Consider the following 19314-nt stretch of genomic DNA (forward strand, 5'->3'; position numbering starts at 1 on the left):
CGTTGATAAGAGCTAACGCGAATCAGAGCAGCACCACGTCATATTGTTCCTGTGAATACATGGTTTCGACCTGGAAGCGAATAGTGCGCCCGATAAACCCCTCCAGCTCGGCCACGTTGCCGGACTCTTCATCCAGCAAGCGGTCGACCACCTTCTGGTTAGCCAGGACTCTATAGCCCACGGCCTGATAGGCGCGTGCCTCCCGTAAGATTTCCCGGAAAATCTCGTAGCAAACCGTTTCCGGAGTCTTCAACTTGCCGCGCCCCTGGCAACTGCTGCACGGCTCACACAGCACTTGCTCCAGGCTTTCGCGGGTGCGCTTGCGGGTCATCTGCACCAGGCCCAACTCGGTGATGCCAATGATGTTGGTCTTGGCGTGATCGCGCTCCAGTTGCTTCTCCAGGGTACGCAACACCTGGCGCTGGTGCTCTTCGTCTTCCATGTCGATGAAGTCGATGATGATGATCCCGCCCAGGTTGCGCAGGCGCAGCTGGCGGGCAATCGCGGTGGCCGCTTCGAGGTTGGTCTTGAAGATGGTTTCTTCGAGATTGCGATGGCCCACAAAGGCACCGGTATTCACGTCGATAGTGCTCATGGCTTCCGCCGGGTCCACCACCAGGTAGCCACCGGACTTGAGCGGCACTTTGCGCTCGAGGGCTTTCTGGATTTCATCTTCGACGCCATACAGGTCGAAAATCGGCCGCTCGCCCGGGTAGTGCTCCAGGCGATCAGCGATTTCCGGCATCAATTCGGCAACAAATTGCGTGGTGCGCTGGAAGGTTTCCCGCGAGTCGATGCGAATTTTCTCAATCTTTGGGCTGACCAGATCGCGCAAGGTGCGCAAGGCCAGGCCGAGGTCTTCGTAGATCACGCTGGGTGCGCCGATGGTCTTGATCTGCGCGCCGATCTGGTCCCAGAGGCGACGCAGGTAGCGGATGTCCATGAGGATTTCGTCGGCACCCGCGCCTTCAGCGGCGGTACGCAGGATAAAGCCACCGGCCTCCTTGATGCCTTCCAACGCCACACAATCGCTGACCACCTTTTTCAGGCGCTCGCGCTCGGCTTCGTCTTCGATTTTCAGGGAAATGCCAACGTGGGCAGTACGCGGCATGTACACCAGGTACCGCGAAGGGATCGACAGTTGCGTGGTCAGCCGCGCGCCTTTGGAACCAATCGGGTCTTTGGTGACTTGTACCACCAGGCTCTGCCCTTCATGCACCAGGGCGCTGATGCTTTCAACCGCAGGGCCCTCGCGCAGGGAGATTTCCGATGCATGGATAAACGCGGCGCGGTCCAGGCCGATGTCAACGAAAGCCGCCTGCATCCCCGGCAACACACGCACGACCTTGCCTTTATAGATATTGCCGACGATCCCGCGCTTTTGGGTGCGCTCGACGTGCACTTCTTGCAGAACACCGTTCTCTACCACCGCCACGCGCGATTCCATCGGCGTGATATTGATCAGAATCTCTTCACTCATGGCTGGGTCTCGTTCAGGCGTTTTCACAATAGTGACCGATCGCTTAAGGCTTGGCGCTGGAATACGGCGTTTAGCGCACGGTAAGGTTTTGCCAACAGGGTATGCCGAATTGGCCCAGCAGTTCTGCGGTTTCGCAGACCGGCAAGCCAACAACGGCGGAGTAGCTGCCATTGAGCCCGGCGACAAACACCGCCGCCAAGCCCTGGATAGCATAGCCGCCCGCTTTGTCCTGGGGCTCGCCGCTGTGCCAATAAGTGGTGGCTTCATCCGCTGAGATCTTGCGAAACCGCACGCGACTGCTGACCAGCCGCGTTTCGCAACGCTGACCGTCAATCAGGGCGATGGCAGTCAAAACTTCATGTTCACGATCAGATAGGGCCAGCAACATGGCCAGGGCATCGGCTTGGTCCAGGGGTTTGCCGAGGATTTGGCCGTCGAGGATTACCGCCGTATCGGCCCCAAGCACGCAAGCGCCAGTGGCATCAGCCAGGGCCGCGCGGCCGGCCGCAGCCTTGCCGCGCGCCAGGCGTTCTACGTAGGACGCGGGCGATTCATGTGTGAGGGGAGTTTCATCAATGGCGGCGCTGACGACGGTGAAAGGCACACCGATCTGTGTCAGCAATTCACGTCGCCTCGGGGAGCCCGAGGCCAGGTAAAGCGAATTCATGCAGACTCTCCCTGTAGGGTTCGATAACCAGGCAGAGCCTCGCGATCCATTCAATTGATTTTGTAGCGACGACGCAACCCACGCAGGCCAAAACTGATCCAGGGCCACAACAGCGCACTGACCAGCGCCGGCAATACGAGCGCCAGGGTCGGCTGGCGGTTGCCGGTCAAGGCACTGAGCCACAGCTGTACCAACTGCGCCAGGCCGAAGATCACCAGAATCACCAGGCATTGCTGCCACATCGGGAACATGCGCAGCCGCTGCTGCAATGACAGCACGAGGAAGGTAATCAGGGTCAGGATCAGCGCGTTCTGCCCGAGCAAAGTGCCGTACAGCACATCTTCCATCAGCCCCAGGCACATGGCCGTGACCATCCCGACCTTGTGCGGCAGCGCCAGGGCCCAGAACGCCAGCAACAAGGCGAGCCACAACGGACGCAGGATTTCCATGAATTGCGGCAGCGGCGAAACGCTGAGCAGCAAGCCGATGGCAAAGGTCAGCCAGACAATCCAGCCGTTACGCGAATGAGTACCGGCCATTATTCTTCCCTCTGCCGAGTGGTTGCCGGGGCCGCAGCCGGTGGTTTGGTGGCGGCGGGCGGTTTGGCAGCGGCAGGTGTTGCAGCCGCAGGCTTGGCTGGGCGTGCGCTATGGGCCACAGGCTTGACCGGAGTCGCGACCGGGGTTGCCGGGGCTGCCGGAACCACTGCCGGGGCGGCGGGTGCAGCCGGCTTTGGCACCGTCGCAGGAATGATCGGCGCCGTGCCGTTTTGCTTGTCTTCCGCTTCCTGGGCCTGAGCGGCTTCGTTGGCGCGCTCTTCCGGGGTGCGGGTGTCGCTGAACACCAGCAGCAGGTAACGGCTGCGGTTCAATGCAGCCGTCGGCACGGCACGCACGATAGCGAACGGCTGGCCAGAATCGTGGATCACTTCCTTGACCGTCGCTACCGGATAGCCCGCAGGGAAACGCTGACCCAGGCCGGAACTCACCAACAGGTCGCCTTCCTTGATGTCGGCGGTGTCTGCCACGTGACGCAGCTCCAGGCGTTCCGGGTTACCCGTACCGCTGGCAATCGCCCGCAGGCCGTTGCGGTTAACTTGCACCGGAATGCTGTGGGTGGTGTCGGTCAGCAACAGGACGCGGGAGGTGTATGGCATCAACTCCACCACCTGGCCCATCAAGCCACGGGCATCGAGCACCGGCTGGCCAAGGACCACGCCGTCGCGCTCACCCTTGTTGATGATGATGCGATGGGTGAAGGGATTCGGGTCCATGCCGATCAACTCGGCCACTTCGACCTTCTCGTTGACCAGCGCGGAGGAATTGAGCAACTCGCGCAGCCGAACGTTCTGCTCGGTGAGGGCCGCCAGCTTTTGCATGCGCCCCTGCAACAGCAGGTTTTCGGTCTTGAGTTTTTCGTTCTCGGCCACCAGTTCGGTACGGCTGCCAAATTGACTGGCCACACCCTGATAGAGACGCTGCGGCAGGTCGGTGATCCAGTAAGTCTGCATCAGGACCAGCGACATCTGGCTACGCACTGGCTTGAGCAGTGTGAAGCGGGCATCGACCACCATCAGCGCAACCGATAGCACGACCAGCACCAACAGGCGCACGCCCAATGAGGGGCCTTTGGAAAAAAGCGGTTTAATAAGCCGCTCCTCCCAGGCAAATGTTTTCTTTATTCATACGGCATCAAACCGGCCTGGATGCAGATTGAAGAAGATAAACGCCAACAGGCAGCACTGCAAAGTGCTGCCTGTGAGCGAAACATGGGCAACCCAGCAAACGCTTATTCGCTGGAGAGCAGGTCCATGGTGTGTTTATCCATCATTTCCAGTGCACGGCCACCGCCACGGGCGACGCAGGTCAGCGGGTCTTCAGCGACGATCACTGGCAGACCGGTTTCCTGGGCCAGCAACTTGTCGAGGTCGCGCAGCAAGGCGCCACCACCGGTCAGTACCAGGCCACGCTCGGCGATATCGGAAGCCAGTTCCGGAGGCGATTGCTCCAGGGCGCTCTTCACAGCCTGAACGATGGTGGCCAGGGACTCTTGCAGAGCTTCCAGCACTTCATTGGAGTTCAGGGTGAAGGCACGTGGAACGCCTTCGGCCAGGTTGCGACCGCGAACATCAACTTCGCGAACTTCGCCGCCCGGGTAAGCGGTACCGATTTCCTGCTTGATGCGCTCGGCGGTGGATTCGCCGATCAGGCTGCCGTAGTTACGACGCACGTAGGTGATGATCGCTTCGTCGAAGCGGTCGCCGCCAACCCGTACGGATTCGGCATACACCACACCATTGAGGGAAATCAGGGCGATTTCAGTGGTACCACCACCGATATCCACCACCATCGAACCGCGCGCTTCTTCAACCGGCAGGCCGGCACCGATCGCAGCCGCCATTGGCTCTTCGATCAGGAACACTTCACGGGCACCGGCGCCAAGGGCCGATTCACGGATGGCACGACGCTCCACCTGGGTGGACTTGCACGGAACGCAGATCAGCACACGAGGGCTGGGCTGCAGAAAGCTGTTTTCGTGAACCTTGTTGATAAAGTACTGCAGCATCTTCTCGCAGACGCTGAAGTCGGCAATCACGCCATCCTTCATCGGACGAATGGCAGCGATGTTGCCCGGTGTTCGGCCAAGCATGCGCTTGGCCTCGGTGCCAACGGCAACGACACTTTTCTGATTACCATGGGTCCGAATGGCCACAACCGATGGCTCATTCAGAACGATACCGCGCTCGCGCACGTAAATAAGGGTGTTGGCAGTGCCCAGGTCGATGGAAAGATCGCTGGAAAACATGCCACGCAGTTTCTTGAACATGGGAAAGGGACCCTAGGCAACGCGTGGGTAAAAAAGTGCGGCAAACTCTAACAACGACAGGGATTTTGGGCAAGGCGCCAATGTGCTAAATTGGCCGACTTTCTGTGCACCAACCCCCACAATCGCGGCCATATGACCGTAGAAATGCGGTAGTGTTCCTACAATCTAACACACGGATAGCTTCCGTTCTGTTTTCCACTGGAGAATCCCATGGCGCTTGAACGCTCCGACGTGGAAAAAATCGCTCATTTGGCCTGCCTGGGCCTCAATGAAGCCGATCTTCCACAGACCACCGCAGCCCTGAACAGCATTCTCGGGCTGGTCGACCAAATGCAAGCCGTGAATACCGACGGCATCGAGCCCCTGGCTCACCCGCTGGAAGCCAGCCAGCGCCTGCGCGCCGACGTCGTGACCGAGCGCAACAATCGCGAGGCCTACCAGTCCATCGCGCCAGCGGTCGAAAACGGCCTGTACCTGGTTCCGAAAGTCATCGACTAAAGGGAAAGAGCCTGCAATGCATCAATTGACTCTGGCCGAGATCGCCCGCGGTCTCGCCGACAAAAAGTTTTCTTCCGAAGAGCTGACCAAGACCCTGCTGGCGCGTATCGCCGAGCTGGACCCCAAGGTCAACAGCTTCATCAGCATCACCGAAGAGCTGGCCCTGAGCCAGGCCAAGGCCGCCGACGCACGTCGCGCCAACGGTGAGAACGGCGCCCTGTTGGGTGCGCCGATTGCCCACAAAGACCTGTTCTGCACCCAGGGCATTCGCACCAGCTGCGGCTCGAAGATGCTCGACAATTTCAAGGCGCCCTACGACGCCACCGTGGTCGCCAAGCTGGCTGCTGCCGGGGCTGTGACCCTGGGCAAGACCAACATGGACGAATTCGCCATGGGCTCGGCCAACGAGTCGAGCCACTACGGCGCGGTGAAAAACCCGTGGAACCTTGAGCACGTGCCAGGCGGTTCGTCCGGTGGTTCGGCAGCAGCGGTTGCCGCTCGTCTGTTACCTGCCGCCACGGCCACCGACACCGGCGGTTCGATCCGCCAACCGGCCGCGTTCACCAACCTCACCGGTTTGAAACCGACCTACGGTCGCGTTTCCCGCTGGGGCATGATTGCCTACGCCTCCAGTCTCGACCAGGGCGGCCCTCTGGCTCGCACCGCTGAAGACTGCGCAATTTTGTTACAAGGCATGGCAGGCTTCGATACGCAGGATTCCACCAGCATCGATGAACCCGTGCCGGACTACAGCGCCAGCCTGAACACCTCGATCAAAGGCCTGCGCATCGGCGTGCCGAAAGAGTATTTCAGCGCCGGCCTCGACCCGCGCATCGCTGAACTGGTGCACAACAGCGTCAAGGAGCTGGAAAAGCTCGGCGCCGTGATCAAGGAAATCAGCCTGCCAAACAACCAGCACGCGATTCCGGCCTACTACGTGATCGCCCCGGCAGAAGCGTCCTCCAACCTGTCGCGGTTCGACGGCGTGCGTTTCGGCTACCGTTGCGAAAACCCGAAAGACCTCACCGACCTTTATAAGCGCTCCCGTGGCGAAGGTTTCGGCGTGGAAGTACAACGCCGGATCATGGTCGGTGCCTACGCCCTGTCGGCCGGTTACTACGACGCGTACTACCTCAAGGCGCAAAAGATCCGTCGCCTGATCAAGAACGACTTCATGGCAGCCTTTAATGAAGTCGACGTGATCCTCGGCCCAACCACGCCAAACCCGGCCTGGAAGATCGGTGCCAAGACCGGCGACCCGATCGCCGAGTACCTGGAAGACCTGTACACCATCACCGCCAACCTCGCCGGTCTGCCGGGCTTGTCCATGCCTGCTGGCTTTGTCGACGGTTTGCCGGTGGGCGTGCAACTGCTCGCCCCGTATTTCCAGGAAGGCCGCCTGCTCAATGTGGCGCACCAGTACCAGTTGAACACTGACTGGCACACTCGCACCCCTACCGGCTTCTGAGGAGAACACTATGCAATGGGAAGTCGTGATCGGGCTGGAGATTCATACCCAGCTCGCCACCCAATCGAAGATTTTCTCCGGTAGCGCCACCACGTTCGGCTCCGAGCCCAACACCCAGGCCAGCCTGGTAGACCTGGGCATGCCCGGCGTACTGCCGGTGCTGAACCAGGAAGCGGTGCGCATGGCGGTGATGTTCGGCCTCGCGATTGACGCCGAGATCGGCCAGCACAACGTGTTTGCCCGCAAGAACTACTTCTACCCGGACCTGCCCAAGGGCTACCAGATCAGCCAGATGGAATTGCCGATCGTTGGCAAGGGCTACCTGGACATCCCGCTGGAAGACGGCACTATCAAACGTGTCGGCGTGACCCGTGCGCACCTGGAAGAAGATGCCGGCAAGAGCCTGCATGAAGAATTCAACGGCGCCACCGGCATCGACCTGAACCGCGCCGGTACTCCGCTGCTGGAGATCGTTTCCGAGCCGGACATGCGCAGTGCCAAGGAAGCCGTGGCCTACGTCAAGACGATCCACGCGCTGGTGCGCTACCTCGGCATCTGCGACGGCAACATGGCCGAAGGCTCGCTGCGTTGCGACTGCAACGTGTCGGTGCGGCCAAAAGGCCAGGTCGAGTACGGCACCCGCTGTGAGATCAAGAACGTCAACTCGTTCCGTTTCATCGAGAAGGCGATCAACACCGAAGTGCGTCGCCAGATCGAACTGATCGAAGATGGCGGCAAGGTGATCCAGCAGACCCGCCTGTACGACCCGAACAAAGACGAAACCCGCGCCATGCGCAGCAAGGAGGAAGCCAACGACTACCGTTACTTCCCCGATCCGGACCTGTTGCCGGTCGTCATCGAGGACTCGTTCCTGGCTGACGTACGCGCCACGCTGCCGGAGCTGCCGCCGCAAAAACGCGAGCGTTTCCAGGAGCAGTTCGGTCTTTCGGTGTACGACGCAAGCGTGCTGGCGTCGAGTCGCGAGCAAGCCAACTACTTCGAAAAAGTCGTCAGCATCGCCGGCGACGCCAAGCTGGCGGCCAACTGGGTGATGGTTGAGCTGGGCAGCCTGTTGAACAAACAGGGCCTGGAAATCGACGAGGCACCGGTATCGGCCGAGCAACTGGGCGGCATGTTGCTGCGGATCAAGGACAACACCATCTCCGGCAAAATCGCCAAGACCGTGTTTGAAGCCATGGCCGCAGGCGAAGGCAACGCTGACGAGATCATCGAAAAGCGCGGCCTGAAGCAAGTCACCGACAGCGGCGCGATTTCGGCAGTGCTCGACGAGATGCTGGCGGCCAACGCCGAGCAGGTTGAACAATACCGTGCGGCGGATGAAGCCAAGCGCGGCAAGATGTTCGGCTTCTTTGTCGGCCAGGCGATGAAAGCCTCCAAAGGCAAGGCCAACCCGCAACAGGTCAACGAACTGCTGAAAAGCAAACTCGAAGGCTAAACGCGGTGAAATGGTCGGAGCAGGACCTCAGGTCCAACTCTGCCCCCTTGTGAGAGCGGGCTTGTGTGGGAACGGGCTTGCTCGCGAAAGCGGTGGATCAGTCAGCCTATTCGTTGCCTGACACACTGTATTCGCGAGCAAGCCCGCTCCCACACAAGCCCGCTCCCACATTTGTAATGGGGAAACCTTGAAAATGAAGCGTCTACTCGGCCTGTTGGCCCTGTTCTCTCTGCTCGCCGGCTGCGCCAGCGGCCTCATCGACCCCAACGGCTACGACGAAACCGGCACCGCTTCCTACTACGGCGCCAAACACCACGGCAACCGTACTGCCAGCGGTGAACCGTTCAACCAGAATGCCTTGACCGCCGCCCATCGTCGCCTGCCCTTCGGCACACAAGTGAAGGTCACCAACCTGGACAACAACAGAAGCGTCGTTGTCCGCATCAACGATCGCGGCCCGCACACCCGTGGGCGCCTGATCGACCTTTCACGCAAAGCCGCCGCACAGCTGGGTATGATAAGCAGCGGCACCGCGCGTGTTCGCGTGCAAGCCCTCAGCAACTGACCGATGGAGCCCTGGCCATTTCCGCATTAACCGCCCTCTCGCCCTTTAGCGTGATCGAACTGATCAGCGGCCTGCTGCTGTTGATCTTCGGTGCCGAAGTATTGGTGCGCGCCGCCGTGCGCCTGGCGGCCAGCCTCAAGGTGCGTCCGCTGATCATCGGCCTGAGCATCGTCGCCTTCGGCAGCAGCGCGCCACAGATGGCGATCAGTTTGCAAGCCACCCTGGCGGACAACACCGACATCGCCGTCGGCAGTGTGATCGGCAGCAGTATCTTCAATACCCTCGTGACCCTTGGCCTGGCGGCCCTGATCATTCCGCTGCGGGTTTCGCGGCAACTGGTGCGCCTGGACATCCCGATGATGATCCTCGCCAGCCTGCTGGTGTTTGTGCTCGCAGCCAATGAAGAGCTGACGCCGGTCGATGGCCTGTTGCTGTTGGTGGCCCTGGTGGCCTACCTCAGCGTGTTGCTCTACCAGACCCGCCACTCCCGCCGCCCCCGCACCCGGGACACCGTGGTGCAAGCGCCGTGGCTGAGCAGCGTGCTGCTGATGATCGGCGGGCTGTTGATCCTGGTACTCGCCGGGCACCTGGTCCTGGGCGCTGCAGTGGACGTGGCCTCAGACCTCGGGTTGTCGGAGCGCATCATCGGCCTGACACTGATTGGCGTCGGCACTTCCCTGCCCTGCCTGGCCACCTCATTGATCGCCGCCCTGCGCGGCCAGCGGGAAATTGCCGTGGGCAACGTGATCGGCAGCAACCTGTTCAACCTGCTTGGGGTGCTGGGTTTTACTGCCCTGGTGGCGCCCTCGCCGCTGTCGGTGTCGCCCAACGCCCTGGATTTCGACTTGCCGGTGATGCTTGGCGTGATCGCACTGTGCCTGCCGGTGTTTTATTCGGGCTACCGCGTCACTCGGGCGGAAGGCCTGGTGTTCCTGGGCCTGTACCTGGTGTACGGGCTGCATGTGGTGTCGTTCACCTTCGGCATGCCGCTGGCCAACAAGCTTGAACAACTGATGCTGTATTACGTCCTGCCAGCGCTGGTGGCTTTCCTGTTGTTCACCTCGCTGCGAGCCTGGCGCCGCCAACACAAGAGGGAAACGCAATGACAGAACAGAAAAAGCCCGGCGTTGAAATGCGCCGCCAGGTGATGGGTGATGTGTTTGTCGATCGGGCGCTGGGCAATGCCACCGAGTTCACCCAGCCGCTGCAGGACTTCGTCAACGAGCATGCCTGGGGCAGCGTTTGGAACCGCGAAGGCTTGCCGCTGAAAACCCGCAGCCTGATCACCCTCGCGGCGCTGACCGCGCTGAAGTGCCCGCAAGAGCTCAAGGGCCACGTGCGCGGCGCGCTGAACAACGGTTGCACCGTGGAGGAAATTCGCGAGGCGCTGCTGCATTGCGCGGTGTATGCCGGCGTGCCGGCGGCGATTGACGCTTTCCGCGCCGCTCAGGAAGTGATCGACAGCTACCAGAAAGACGCCTAGATCCAGCCGCCCGCCTGCAACACGAAAATCCCGATATTCGTGGTCACCGCCGCCATCAAGGTGGTGATCACGATAATCGCGGCCGCCAGCTCATGATTGCCCTCCGCCGCCCGCGCCATGACAAAACTGGCCGCTGCTGTGGGCGCACCGAAGTACAGGAACAGAATCCCCAGCTCCGGCCCACGGAACCCCAGCAGCCACGCCCCAAAGGTAGCGAGCACCGGCAGCCAGATCATCTTCATCAAGCTGGCACTCAGGGCCATATCCCCGCTTTTGCGCAGCGCCGCCAGCGACAACGTGCCGCCGATGCAGATCAACGCCAATGGCAAGGTCATGTCCGCCAGGTACTGCCCGGATGATTCCAGCCAGCCAGGCAAGCCGATCTGGAAATACGCGAAGGGCGCCGCTGCGATCACGCTGATGATCAACGGGTTGGCCAGCACGCTCTTGAAGATGCTCCACGGGTCGGACTTGATCACCGGGCTGTACACCGCCAGCACAATGGTCGACAGGGTGTTGTAGAACAGGATCACCAGCGCTGCGAGCACCGCGCCAAGGGAAATCCCGTAGTCACCGTACATGCTGGCCGCCAGGGCCAGGCCGATCACGCCGTTGTTACCGCGAAATGCGCCTTGGGCGTAAATGCCACGGTCTACACGCGGGCACCGAAAGATCGCCCAGCCCCAGGCCAGGGCGAAGCTCAACAATGTGGCGACGGCGAAATAGATCAGCAGGCCGGGCTTGAGGGCTGAATGCAGGTCGGCGTGGAGAATCCCGAGGAACAGCAAGGCCGGCATGGTGACGTTGAACACCAGAGACGAGGCGGTGTGGATAAAGTTGTCGTTGATCCAGTTGATGCGCTTGAGCAGGACGCCCAGGAACAGCATGGCAAACACCGGCGCGGTGATGTTCAGGGTTTGTAGGAAGATTGCCAGCATGCCGGGGAGAACCTTGGGTGGGCGTCGGTAGGTGGCTAATGATAAGCCAGCAGAGGCGGCTTCGTCTGGACTACCGCTTTCGCGAGCAAGCCCGCTCCCACATTTGACTGCATTCCAAAGATAGAACTCGGTCAAATGTGGGAGCGGGCTTGCTCGCGAAGCAGGCGACTCGGTCTTAAGTAATCGGCGCCGGATTGAACAACGTAATGTCGTTATGCAGCTTGTGCTGCTCCGCCCACGTCTGCTTCTTGCCGCTGGCCACATCCAGATAGAAGTGAAACAACTCCCAACCCAACTCTTCGATCGTCGCCCGCCCGGTGGCGATCCGCCCGGCGTCGATATCTATCAGGTCCGGCCAACGCTGCGCCAGCTCCGTCCGCGTCGAGACCTTCACCACCGGCGCCATCGCCAGCCCATAGGGCGTGCCGCGCCCGGTGGTGAACACATGCAAATTCATCCCCGCCGCCAACTGCAATGTCCCGCACACAAAATCACTGGCCGGTGTGGCGCAAAAGATCAGGCCCTTGCGATTGAACCGCTCACCGGGGCCAAGCACGCCATTGATCGCACTGCTGCCCGACTTGACGATCGACCCCAGCGACTTCTCGACAATATTCGACAAGCCACCCTTCTTGTTCCCCGGCGTGGTGTTAGCGCTGCGATCCGCCTCGCCCTTGGCCAGGTAACAGTCGTACCAGTCCATTTCCCGCACCAGCTCCCGGGCTACATCCTGGTTTTCCGCCCGGGAAGTCAGCAGGTAGATGGCATCGCGCACTTCGGTCACTTCGGAAAACATCACCGTCGCGCCCGCCCGCAGCAGCAGATCCGAGGCATACCCCAACGCCGGGTTGGCGGTAATGCCGGAAAACGCATCACTGCCACCGCACTGCATGCCGAGAATCAACTCCGATGCCGGTACCGTTTCCCGCCGACGCAGGTCGAGTTTCTTCAAGCGGATTTCGGCCAATTCCATGATCTGTTCGATCATTTCGGTAAAGCCGTGGCTGGAGTCCTGCAACCGATAGAGCCACGGCTCACTCAGATCCACCGAGCTGTCGTTGTCGTGCATCACCTGCCCGGCCTGCAATTTCTCGCAACCCAGGCTGATCACCAGCGCTTCACCGCCCAGGTTCGGGTTGCGCGCCAAGTTGCGCACAGTGCGAATCGGGATGTAGGCGTCGGTGGCCGTAATCGCCACGCCGCAGCCGTAGCTGTGGGTCAGCGCCACCACGTCATCGACGTTCGGGTACTTGGGCAGCAACTCGTCCTTGATGCGCTTCACCGCATGGTCCAGCACGCCCGTGACGCACTGCACCGTGGTGGTGATGCCGAGGATATTGCGCGTGCCGACGGTGCCGTCGGCATTGCGATAACCCTTGAAGGTAAAACCCTCCAGGGGCGCCTGGGCCTCGGGCACTTCGGTGGACAGCGGCAAGCTGTCCAGCGGTGGCGCGGTGGGCATGCGCAGTTGATCTTCCTGGACCCAACTGCCGCGAGGAATCGGGCGCAATGCATAACCGATGGTCTGGCCGTAGCGAATGATCCGGCCGCCTTCGGGGATGTCTTCCAGGGTCACCTTGTGGCTTTGGGGAATGAAATCCACCGTCACCAGGCCGTCGGGAAACTCGGTTCCCGCCGGTACACCCTGGTCGTTGACCACAATCACCACGTTATCCAGCGCGTGCAAACGGATGGAGCGTGGCGAATCGGCATGTTCAATCAACTGCATGACGCGGGCCCCTTCAGGAATGCGCTTGGGAAAGTTTAGTCAGCTCAGGGCCTTTGGCCGGCGGCTCTTTGAGCACCACACGTTTGATCGGACCGACGATTACCAGGTAGCTGAACACCGCCAGCAACGCGTTGGCACCGACAAACACCAGCGCCCACTTGAAGGAGCCAGTGGTGCTGATGATGTAGCCGATCACGATCGGGGTGCTGATGGATGCCAAGTTGCCGAACATGTTGAACAAACCGCCACTCAAGCCAGCGATTTGTTTCGGCGAGGTGTCGGACACCACCGCCCAACCCAGTGCGCCAACGCCTTTACCGAAGAAGGCCAGGGCCATGAAGCCCACCACCATCCATTCGATGTCCACGTAGTTGCACGCGACAATGCTGCTGGAAATCAGCAAGCCACCAATGATCGGCGCCTTGCGGGCAAAGGTCAGCGAATGGCCTTTACGCAGCAGGTAGTCGGAAATCACCCCGCCCAACACGCCGCCGATAAAGCCGCAGATCGCCGGCAAGGACGCGATGAAGCCGGCCTTGAGGATGGTCATGCCGCGTTCTTGAACCAGGTACACCGGGAACCACGTCAGGAAGAAATAGGTGATGCCATTGATGCAGTACTGGCCCAGGTACACGCCGAGCATCATGCGGTTGGTCAGCAACTGACGGATGTAATCCCACTTCGGGCCGTCGGTTTTCTTGCCTCTGCCCTTGTCCTGGTCCATGTCGACCATGGCTCCGTTGGCAGCGATGTGCTGGAACTCAGCCTCGTTGATCATCGGGTGCTGGCGCGGGCTGTGGATAACTTTCAGCCAGATCAGCGAGAAAACGATGCCGATGCCGCCCATCACCACAAACACGTGCTGCCAGCCGAAGGTGTAGACGATCCACCCCATCAGCGGCGCGAACAACACGGTTGCAAAGTACTGCGCCGAGTTGAAGATCGCCGAGGCCGTACCCCGTTCAGCCGTAGGAAACCACGCCGCCACGATGCGGGCATTTCCGGGAAAGGATGGCGCTTCAGCCAGGCCCACCAGGAATCGCAACATGAACAGCGCAACGATGGCCGTAGAAACACCGAACTCACCGACATAGCCTTGCAGCACGGTGAACAGTGACCAGGTGAAGATGCTCAGGGCATAGACTTTTTTCGAACCGAATCGGTCCAGCAGCCAGCCGCCGGGAATTTGCCCGGCCACGTAGGCCCAACCGAATGCGGAGAAGATATAACCGAGAGTGACCGCGTCGATGCCGAGGTCTTTTTGCAGGCTGGAGCCGGCGATGGCGATGGTGGCCCGGTCGGCATAGTTGATCGTGGTCACCAGAAACAGCATGAGCAGGATCAAATAGCGGACATGGGTCGGCTTGGTCGCTTGCATGAAGATGTACTCCCACTAATTATTTTTTTTGCGGGTAAACAAATTGTAAGCCTGTGGCGGGCACGGACCCGCCACAGGGTGTTGCCGTCAGGAACCGATGTAGCTGGTTTTCACCACGGTGTAGAACTCTTGCGCATAGCGACCCTGCTCACGCGAGCCGTAGGATGAACCCTTACGGCCACCGAATGGAACGTGGTAATCCACGCCGGCAGTCGGCAGATTGACCATCACCATCCCGGCCTGGGAATGACGCTTGAAGTGGTTGGCATACTTCAGCGACGTGGTAGCGATACCGGCCGAGAGACCGAACTCGGTGTCGTTGGCCATCGCCAGCGCCGCCTCGTAATCCGCCACGCGCACCACGTTGGCCACTGGGCCGAAGATCTCTTCGCGGCTGATGCGCATTGCGGCTTCGCTGTCGGCAAACAGTGTCGGCGCGAGGAAGTAGCCTTCGGTGTCGCACGTCACCAGTTCACCACCGCTGACCAACCGGGCACCTTCGCTCTGGCCGATGTCGATGTACTTCAAGTCCTGGTCCAGCTGGGCCTGGGAAACCACCGGGCCGATGTCGGTGCCGGTTTTCAGGGCGTGGCCGACCTTGATCGACTTCATCCGCTCAGCCATGGCCGCGACGAACTGGTCGTGAATCCCGGCGGTGACGATAAAGCGGCTGGACGCGGTGCAACGCTGGCCGGTGGAGTAGAACGCGCTCTGCACCGACAGCTCGACGGCTTGCTTGAGGTCGGCGTCGTCGAGAATGATCTGCGGGTTCTTGCCGCCCATTTCCAACTGCACCTTGGCCTGGCGCGACACGCAGCTGACGGCGATCTGACGACCCACGCCAACCGATCCGGTGAAGCTGATGCCGTCGACTTTCGGGCTGTTGACCATGGCATCACCGACCACACGGCCGCTGCCCATCACCAGGTTGAACACACCGGCGGGGAAGCCGGCGCGGGAGATGATTTCGGCCAGGGCCCAGGCGCAGCCCGGCACCAGTTCAGCCGGTTTGAGCACCACGCAGTTGCCGTAGGCCAGGGCCGGGGCGATCTTCCAGGCCGGGATGGCAATCGGGAAGTTCCACGGGGTGATCAGGCCAACGACGCCCAACGCTTCGCGGGTCACTTCGACGTTGACGCCCGGACGCACCGACGGCAAGTAGTCGCCGGACAGGCGCAGGCATTCACCGGCGAAAAATTTAAAGATGTTACCGGCACGGGTCACTTCGCCGATGGCTTCCGGCAAGGTCTTGCCCTCTTCCCGCGCCAGCAGAGTGCCGAGCTCTTCGCGACGGGCGAGGATCTCGGTGCCGACTTTATCCAGCGAATCATGACGCGCCTGGATGCCGGAAGTGGACCACGCCGGGAATGCCGCGCGCGCAGCGTCGATGGCGGCGTGAACCTGGGCGAGGTCAGCCTTGGCGTATTCGCCAATGACATCAGACAACTCCGACGGGTTGATATTGGCCGAATAGTCGGCGCCGGCAACCCACTGGCCACCGATGTAGTTTTCAAAACGCTTGGCTTGGGACACGAATTCTCTCCTGACGCAAAAAACCGCTGATTACTCAGCGGCCTTGGTGATGGGTTATTGCGCGCCTTGCTTGTCGATCAGCGCGGCCAGGGCTTCGTATTCTTCCGGCAGCAGATCGGTCAGCGGCGTACGCACGGGGCCGGCGTCATAGCCGACGATTTTCGCCCCGGCCTTGACGATGCTCACGGCGTAACCGGCCTTGCGGTTACGGATGTCGAGGTACGGCAGGAAGAAGTCGTCGATGATCTTGCCAACGGTGGCGTGATCTTCCCGGGCAATGGCGTGGTAGAAATCCATCGCGGTTTTTGGAATGAAGTTGAACACCGCCGAGGAGTACACCGGCACGCCCAGGGCCTTGTAGGCAGCGGCGTAAACCTCTGCAGTCGGCAAGCCGCCCAGGTAGCTGAAGCGGTCACCGAGACGACGGCGGATCGACACCATCAATTCAATGTCACCCAGGCCGTCCTTGTAGCCGATCAGGTTCGGGCAGCGCTCGGCCAGGCGTTCCAGCAGCGGCGCGGTCAAGCGGCAGACGTTGCGGTTGTAGACCACGACGCCGATCTTGACCGACTTGCACACCGCTTCAACGTGGGCGGCAACCCCGTCCTGGCTGGCTTCGGTCAGGTAGTGCGGGAGCAGCAGCAAGCCTTTGGCGCCAAGACGCTCGGCTTCCTGGGCGTACTCGATGGCCTGGCGGGTGGCACCGCCGACCCCGGCGAGAATCGGCACGCTGGTGGCGCAGGTATCAACGGCGGTTTTCACCACTTGGGAATATTCGCTGGCCGCCAGGGAGAAAAACTCACCGGTGCCGCCAGCGGCGAACAAGGCAGTAGCGCCGTAAGGGGCCAGCCATTCCAGACGCTTGATGTAGCCCGCCTGGTGGAAATCACCCTGGGCGTTGAAATCGGTCACCGGGAAAGACAGCAGACCGTGAGAGAGGATGGACTTCAGTTCTTGTGGATTCATTATTCGAACACCCTGGGCGAAGACTTTCTGTTGAGAGATTACGGATGGTTATCTTGATGTCGTACGTCATCGTACAACTATAAAAATATTCGTCAACTGCAATTCATCGACCTTCACGCGGGTCAGGCCTCAACGCGACGTTCTTGACGTAGGAATTTTTTCCTCTATGCTCGATTTAGCTGTATATACATACAGCTATTATGGAAAATTCCTACGACATAGCAAGGAGCTAACATGTCAGATCTTGAACTCGCCACACCTGAAAAACGACCACCCACCCTGCGCTTCGAAGGCGGTGAACACACCTCCATTGGCGACGACACCCTATTGCGCTTCGTCAAGGACGCCCCGGCGATTCCCGCCCGGCAGGTCGAATTGCACCTGCCCAACGGCCTGGCCCTGAGCTATGGCCAGATCATCGCCTTGGGCGGTGATTTCTATGGAATTCCCGGCCGCCCCATCAACGAGGGCACATCGCCGGCTGATCGCGTGCAGCGCTTTACCGATGCGTTCAACTCGTTGGCAGTATTGCCGGCATCACGGGAGGAAGCAGGCAAGATCCTGGCGGTGATGCAAAAGGAGATCAACGCGGTTAACCAAGCGATCAAGGACGGCAAGCAACCCCATGAAGCCTATGACGCACTCGGTGACACCTTGTCCGAGGAATGGAACCGCATCACCGGCGGCGGCAGCGCCGTTTCGGCGCTGGTTCCCTTGGGGCGCTACCTGAAACTGGCGGCAGACAATGCCGATCACTTCGGCGAATGGGCGTTGGCAGCGTATCTGGCGGGGCATACGGCAGCCCTGCAACAAGCCGTCGCGGCCCATCAGACCGGCACCGATCAGGCGCTGGAACTGGCTTATGCCATGAACAGCTTCGCTGATCACTTTTTGACCGATCTGTTTTCTGCCGGCCACCTGCGGGTACCGCGCAAACAACTGGCGGCGGTGGTGACACCGGGTGAACTGGGCTCGCTGATCAGCCGCTTCATGCACGATGAAGACAGCAAGTTCGGGCTCAATGTGCGCAATGCCCTGGGTGATCAGTGGCACGCCTACGGTGATAAACGCTACTTCGACAGCAGCGACGCGGCCAACCGGGCCATGGTCAAACGTGCCGTGCAGGCCTCGGCCGATGAAATCTTTGAAGCCTTTATCAGCGGCGTGGCGCCCTCCCCGGCCAACTTCAAGGCGCCGCTGTATGTGCCGGACCTGAACGCCGCACAAAACCCGGCGAACAACTTCTCACCGCTGTTCAAGGCAGAAGGCGACAAGGTGCTGCGGCGCAAGGACGTCAACAACCTGAATGACAAGCAGTGGACGAATGACTGGTGGGGTTGGAGCACGTATCTGTTGCTGAAGGACTACAAGCCAAATCAGCCTGCCAGCTAATCTTCCAGGCAACAAAAATCAAATGTGGGAGCTGTCGAGCCCCGGCGAGGCTGCGATGGGATCGACTCGGTGAACCTGCCAGACCTCAGCGCCTGCATCGCAGCCTCGCTGAAGCTCGACAGTTCCTACATTTGAATAGGCATTAGCCGCGCTGGGCTTCTGCCTCTTCATGGGCATGGCGCAGCCGCTCACGGCTGTTGGTCAGGTGCAAACGCATGGCCGCCCGTGCCGCATCCGAATCCTGGCGAGCGATCGCCTCATAGATCTCTTCGTGTTCGCGGCTCAGGCGGCTCATGTAGTGCTGCTGGTCATCATGAGCCAGGCGTGCCGAGTTCAGCCGCGTGCGTGGAATGATGCTGGTGCCCAAGTGGGTCATGATGTCGGTGAAGTACCGGTTGCCGGTGGACAGGGCAATCTGCAGGTGGAACTGGAAGTCCGACGCTACCGCATCACCGGCGTGGGCTGCACTTTCGTTCAAGGCATCGAGGGCCGCACGCATGCCGGCCAATTGCTCGTCGCTACGACGCTGGGCGGCAAGGCCCGCAGATTCCACTTCCAGGCTGATGCGCAACTCAAGGATGGCCAGCACATCCCTCAGCGTCACCACGGTGGCCGGGTCGATCCGGAAACCGCTGGGGCTTGGCGTATCCAGCACAAAGGTGCCGATACCGTGGCGGGTTTCCACCTGCCCGGCCGCCTGCAATCGCGAGATGGCTTCACGCACCACGGTGCGGCTGACCCCATGGGCGTCCATGATGGCCGACTCGGTGGGCAGTTTGTCGCCCCGTTTGAGTTGGCCGTCGCGGATCTGCTCGGACAACACCGTGACCAATTCCTGGGCAAGGCTGCGGCGCTTGCGGGGAAGACGAGGGGCGGCGCTGGAGTTTTCCATGATGAATCATCTATCTCGGCGATCTGAAGCACGCATGATAGCC

At 60.7% G+C, this 19314-nt stretch carries 18 protein-coding genes; 7 read left to right on the forward strand and 11 right to left on the reverse strand.

Going from position 1 to position 19314, the window contains the following annotated elements:
• Nucleotides 1-22: 22 nt before the first annotated feature.
• From rng to mreB, 5 genes are all read right to left on the reverse strand, one after another.
• Nucleotides 23-1480, reverse strand: coding sequence for a ribonuclease G (gene rng, locus ACA046_RS27755; RefSeq protein ID WP_076014435.1), 1458 nt, complete (start codon nt 1478-1480; stop codon nt 23-25).
• Nucleotides 1481-1550: 70 nt separating this feature from the next.
• A complete protein-coding gene (locus ACA046_RS27760; protein WP_497675354.1) occupies nt 1551-2147 on the reverse strand; it encodes a Maf family protein in 597 nt (198 codons plus the stop codon).
• 50 nt (nt 2148-2197) lie between these two features.
• Complete coding sequence (gene mreD / locus ACA046_RS27765; RefSeq protein WP_010170623.1) at nt 2198-2686, reverse strand: rod shape-determining protein MreD; 489 nt, start codon at nt 2684-2686, stop codon at nt 2198-2200.
• A complete protein-coding gene (gene mreC / locus ACA046_RS27770; protein ID WP_167663431.1) occupies nt 2686-3795 on the reverse strand; it encodes a rod shape-determining protein MreC in 1110 nt (369 codons plus the stop codon). Before mreC ends, mreD begins: the two co-directional genes overlap by 1 nt.
• A 140-nt stretch (nt 3796-3935) precedes the next feature.
• A complete protein-coding gene (gene mreB, locus ACA046_RS27775; RefSeq protein ID WP_002555108.1) occupies nt 3936-4973 on the reverse strand; it encodes a rod shape-determining protein MreB in 1038 nt (345 codons plus the stop codon).
• A 210-nt stretch (nt 4974-5183) separates the two neighbouring features.
• Between mreB and gatC the strand changes: the two genes are divergently transcribed.
• The 6 genes from gatC (at nt 5184) to ACA046_RS27805 (ending at nt 10443) form a co-directional block, all read left to right on the forward strand.
• On the forward strand, nt 5184-5471 hold the full coding sequence (gatC, locus tag ACA046_RS27780; protein ID WP_003216077.1) for an Asp-tRNA(Asn)/Glu-tRNA(Gln) amidotransferase subunit GatC: 288 nt from the start codon (nt 5184-5186) through the stop codon (nt 5469-5471).
• A gap of 16 nt (nt 5472-5487) precedes the next feature.
• Nucleotides 5488-6939, forward strand: coding sequence for an Asp-tRNA(Asn)/Glu-tRNA(Gln) amidotransferase subunit GatA (gatA, locus tag ACA046_RS27785; protein WP_076014438.1), 1452 nt, complete (start codon nt 5488-5490; stop codon nt 6937-6939).
• A 10-nt stretch (nt 6940-6949) separates the two neighbouring features.
• Nucleotides 6950-8395, forward strand: coding sequence for an Asp-tRNA(Asn)/Glu-tRNA(Gln) amidotransferase subunit GatB (gene gatB, locus ACA046_RS27790; RefSeq protein WP_017477741.1), 1446 nt, complete (start codon nt 6950-6952; stop codon nt 8393-8395).
• A 193-nt stretch (nt 8396-8588) separates the two neighbouring features.
• Nucleotides 8589-8960 carry a septal ring lytic transglycosylase RlpA family protein gene (locus tag ACA046_RS27795; protein ID WP_459023798.1) on the forward strand — a complete coding sequence of 124 codons (372 nt, stop codon included), beginning with the start codon at nt 8589-8591 and terminating at the stop codon, nt 8958-8960.
• A 59-nt stretch (nt 8961-9019) separates the two neighbouring features.
• The gene (locus ACA046_RS27800; RefSeq protein WP_459029433.1) at nt 9020-10066 is read left to right on the forward strand and encodes a calcium/sodium antiporter; all 1047 of its coding nucleotides are present in this window, start codon (nt 9020-9022) and stop codon (nt 10064-10066) included.
• Nucleotides 10063-10443 (forward strand): carboxymuconolactone decarboxylase family protein, encoded by a 381-nt coding sequence (locus tag ACA046_RS27805; protein WP_497675355.1) that lies wholly within the window; start codon nt 10063-10065, stop codon nt 10441-10443. Before ACA046_RS27800 ends, ACA046_RS27805 begins: the two co-directional genes overlap by 4 nt.
• Here ACA046_RS27805 and ACA046_RS27810 read toward each other — a convergent pair.
• From ACA046_RS27810 to kdgD, 5 genes are all read right to left on the reverse strand, one after another.
• Entirely contained in the window at nt 10440-11381 is a 942-nt protein-coding gene (locus ACA046_RS27810; RefSeq protein ID WP_497675356.1) for an AEC family transporter, read from the reverse strand. The two genes, ACA046_RS27805 and ACA046_RS27810, sit on opposite strands and share 4 nt — an antisense overlap.
• A gap of 175 nt (nt 11382-11556) precedes the next feature.
• A complete protein-coding gene (gene garD, locus ACA046_RS27815) occupies nt 11557-13110 on the reverse strand; it encodes a galactarate dehydratase (protein ID WP_497675357.1) in 1554 nt (517 codons plus the stop codon).
• A gap of 13 nt (nt 13111-13123) precedes the next feature.
• The gene (locus ACA046_RS27820) at nt 13124-14488 is read right to left on the reverse strand and encodes an MFS transporter (protein ID WP_167662905.1); all 1365 of its coding nucleotides are present in this window, start codon (nt 14486-14488) and stop codon (nt 13124-13126) included.
• Nucleotides 14489-14575: 87 nt separating this feature from the next.
• Nucleotides 14576-16021, reverse strand: coding sequence for an aldehyde dehydrogenase family protein (locus tag ACA046_RS27825; RefSeq protein WP_003216060.1), 1446 nt, complete (start codon nt 16019-16021; stop codon nt 14576-14578).
• 54 nt (nt 16022-16075) lie between these two features.
• On the reverse strand, nt 16076-16987 hold the full coding sequence (kdgD, locus tag ACA046_RS27830; protein WP_003216058.1) for a 5-dehydro-4-deoxyglucarate dehydratase: 912 nt from the start codon (nt 16985-16987) through the stop codon (nt 16076-16078).
• 234 nt (nt 16988-17221) lie between these two features.
• Here kdgD and ACA046_RS27835 point away from each other — a divergent pair, with 234 nt between their 5' ends.
• Entirely contained in the window at nt 17222-18379 is a 1158-nt protein-coding gene (locus ACA046_RS27835; protein WP_497675358.1) for a phospholipase, read from the forward strand.
• Nucleotides 18380-18521: 142 nt separating this feature from the next.
• On the opposite strand, the gene ACA046_RS27840 is transcribed toward ACA046_RS27835, so the two are convergent.
• The gene (locus ACA046_RS27840) at nt 18522-19271 is read right to left on the reverse strand and encodes a FadR/GntR family transcriptional regulator (protein WP_008437251.1); all 750 of its coding nucleotides are present in this window, start codon (nt 19269-19271) and stop codon (nt 18522-18524) included.
• Between the last annotated feature and the right edge of the window lie 43 nt (nt 19272-19314).

The sequence above is a fragment of the Pseudomonas sp. LBUM1641 genome (assembly GCF_059716235.1).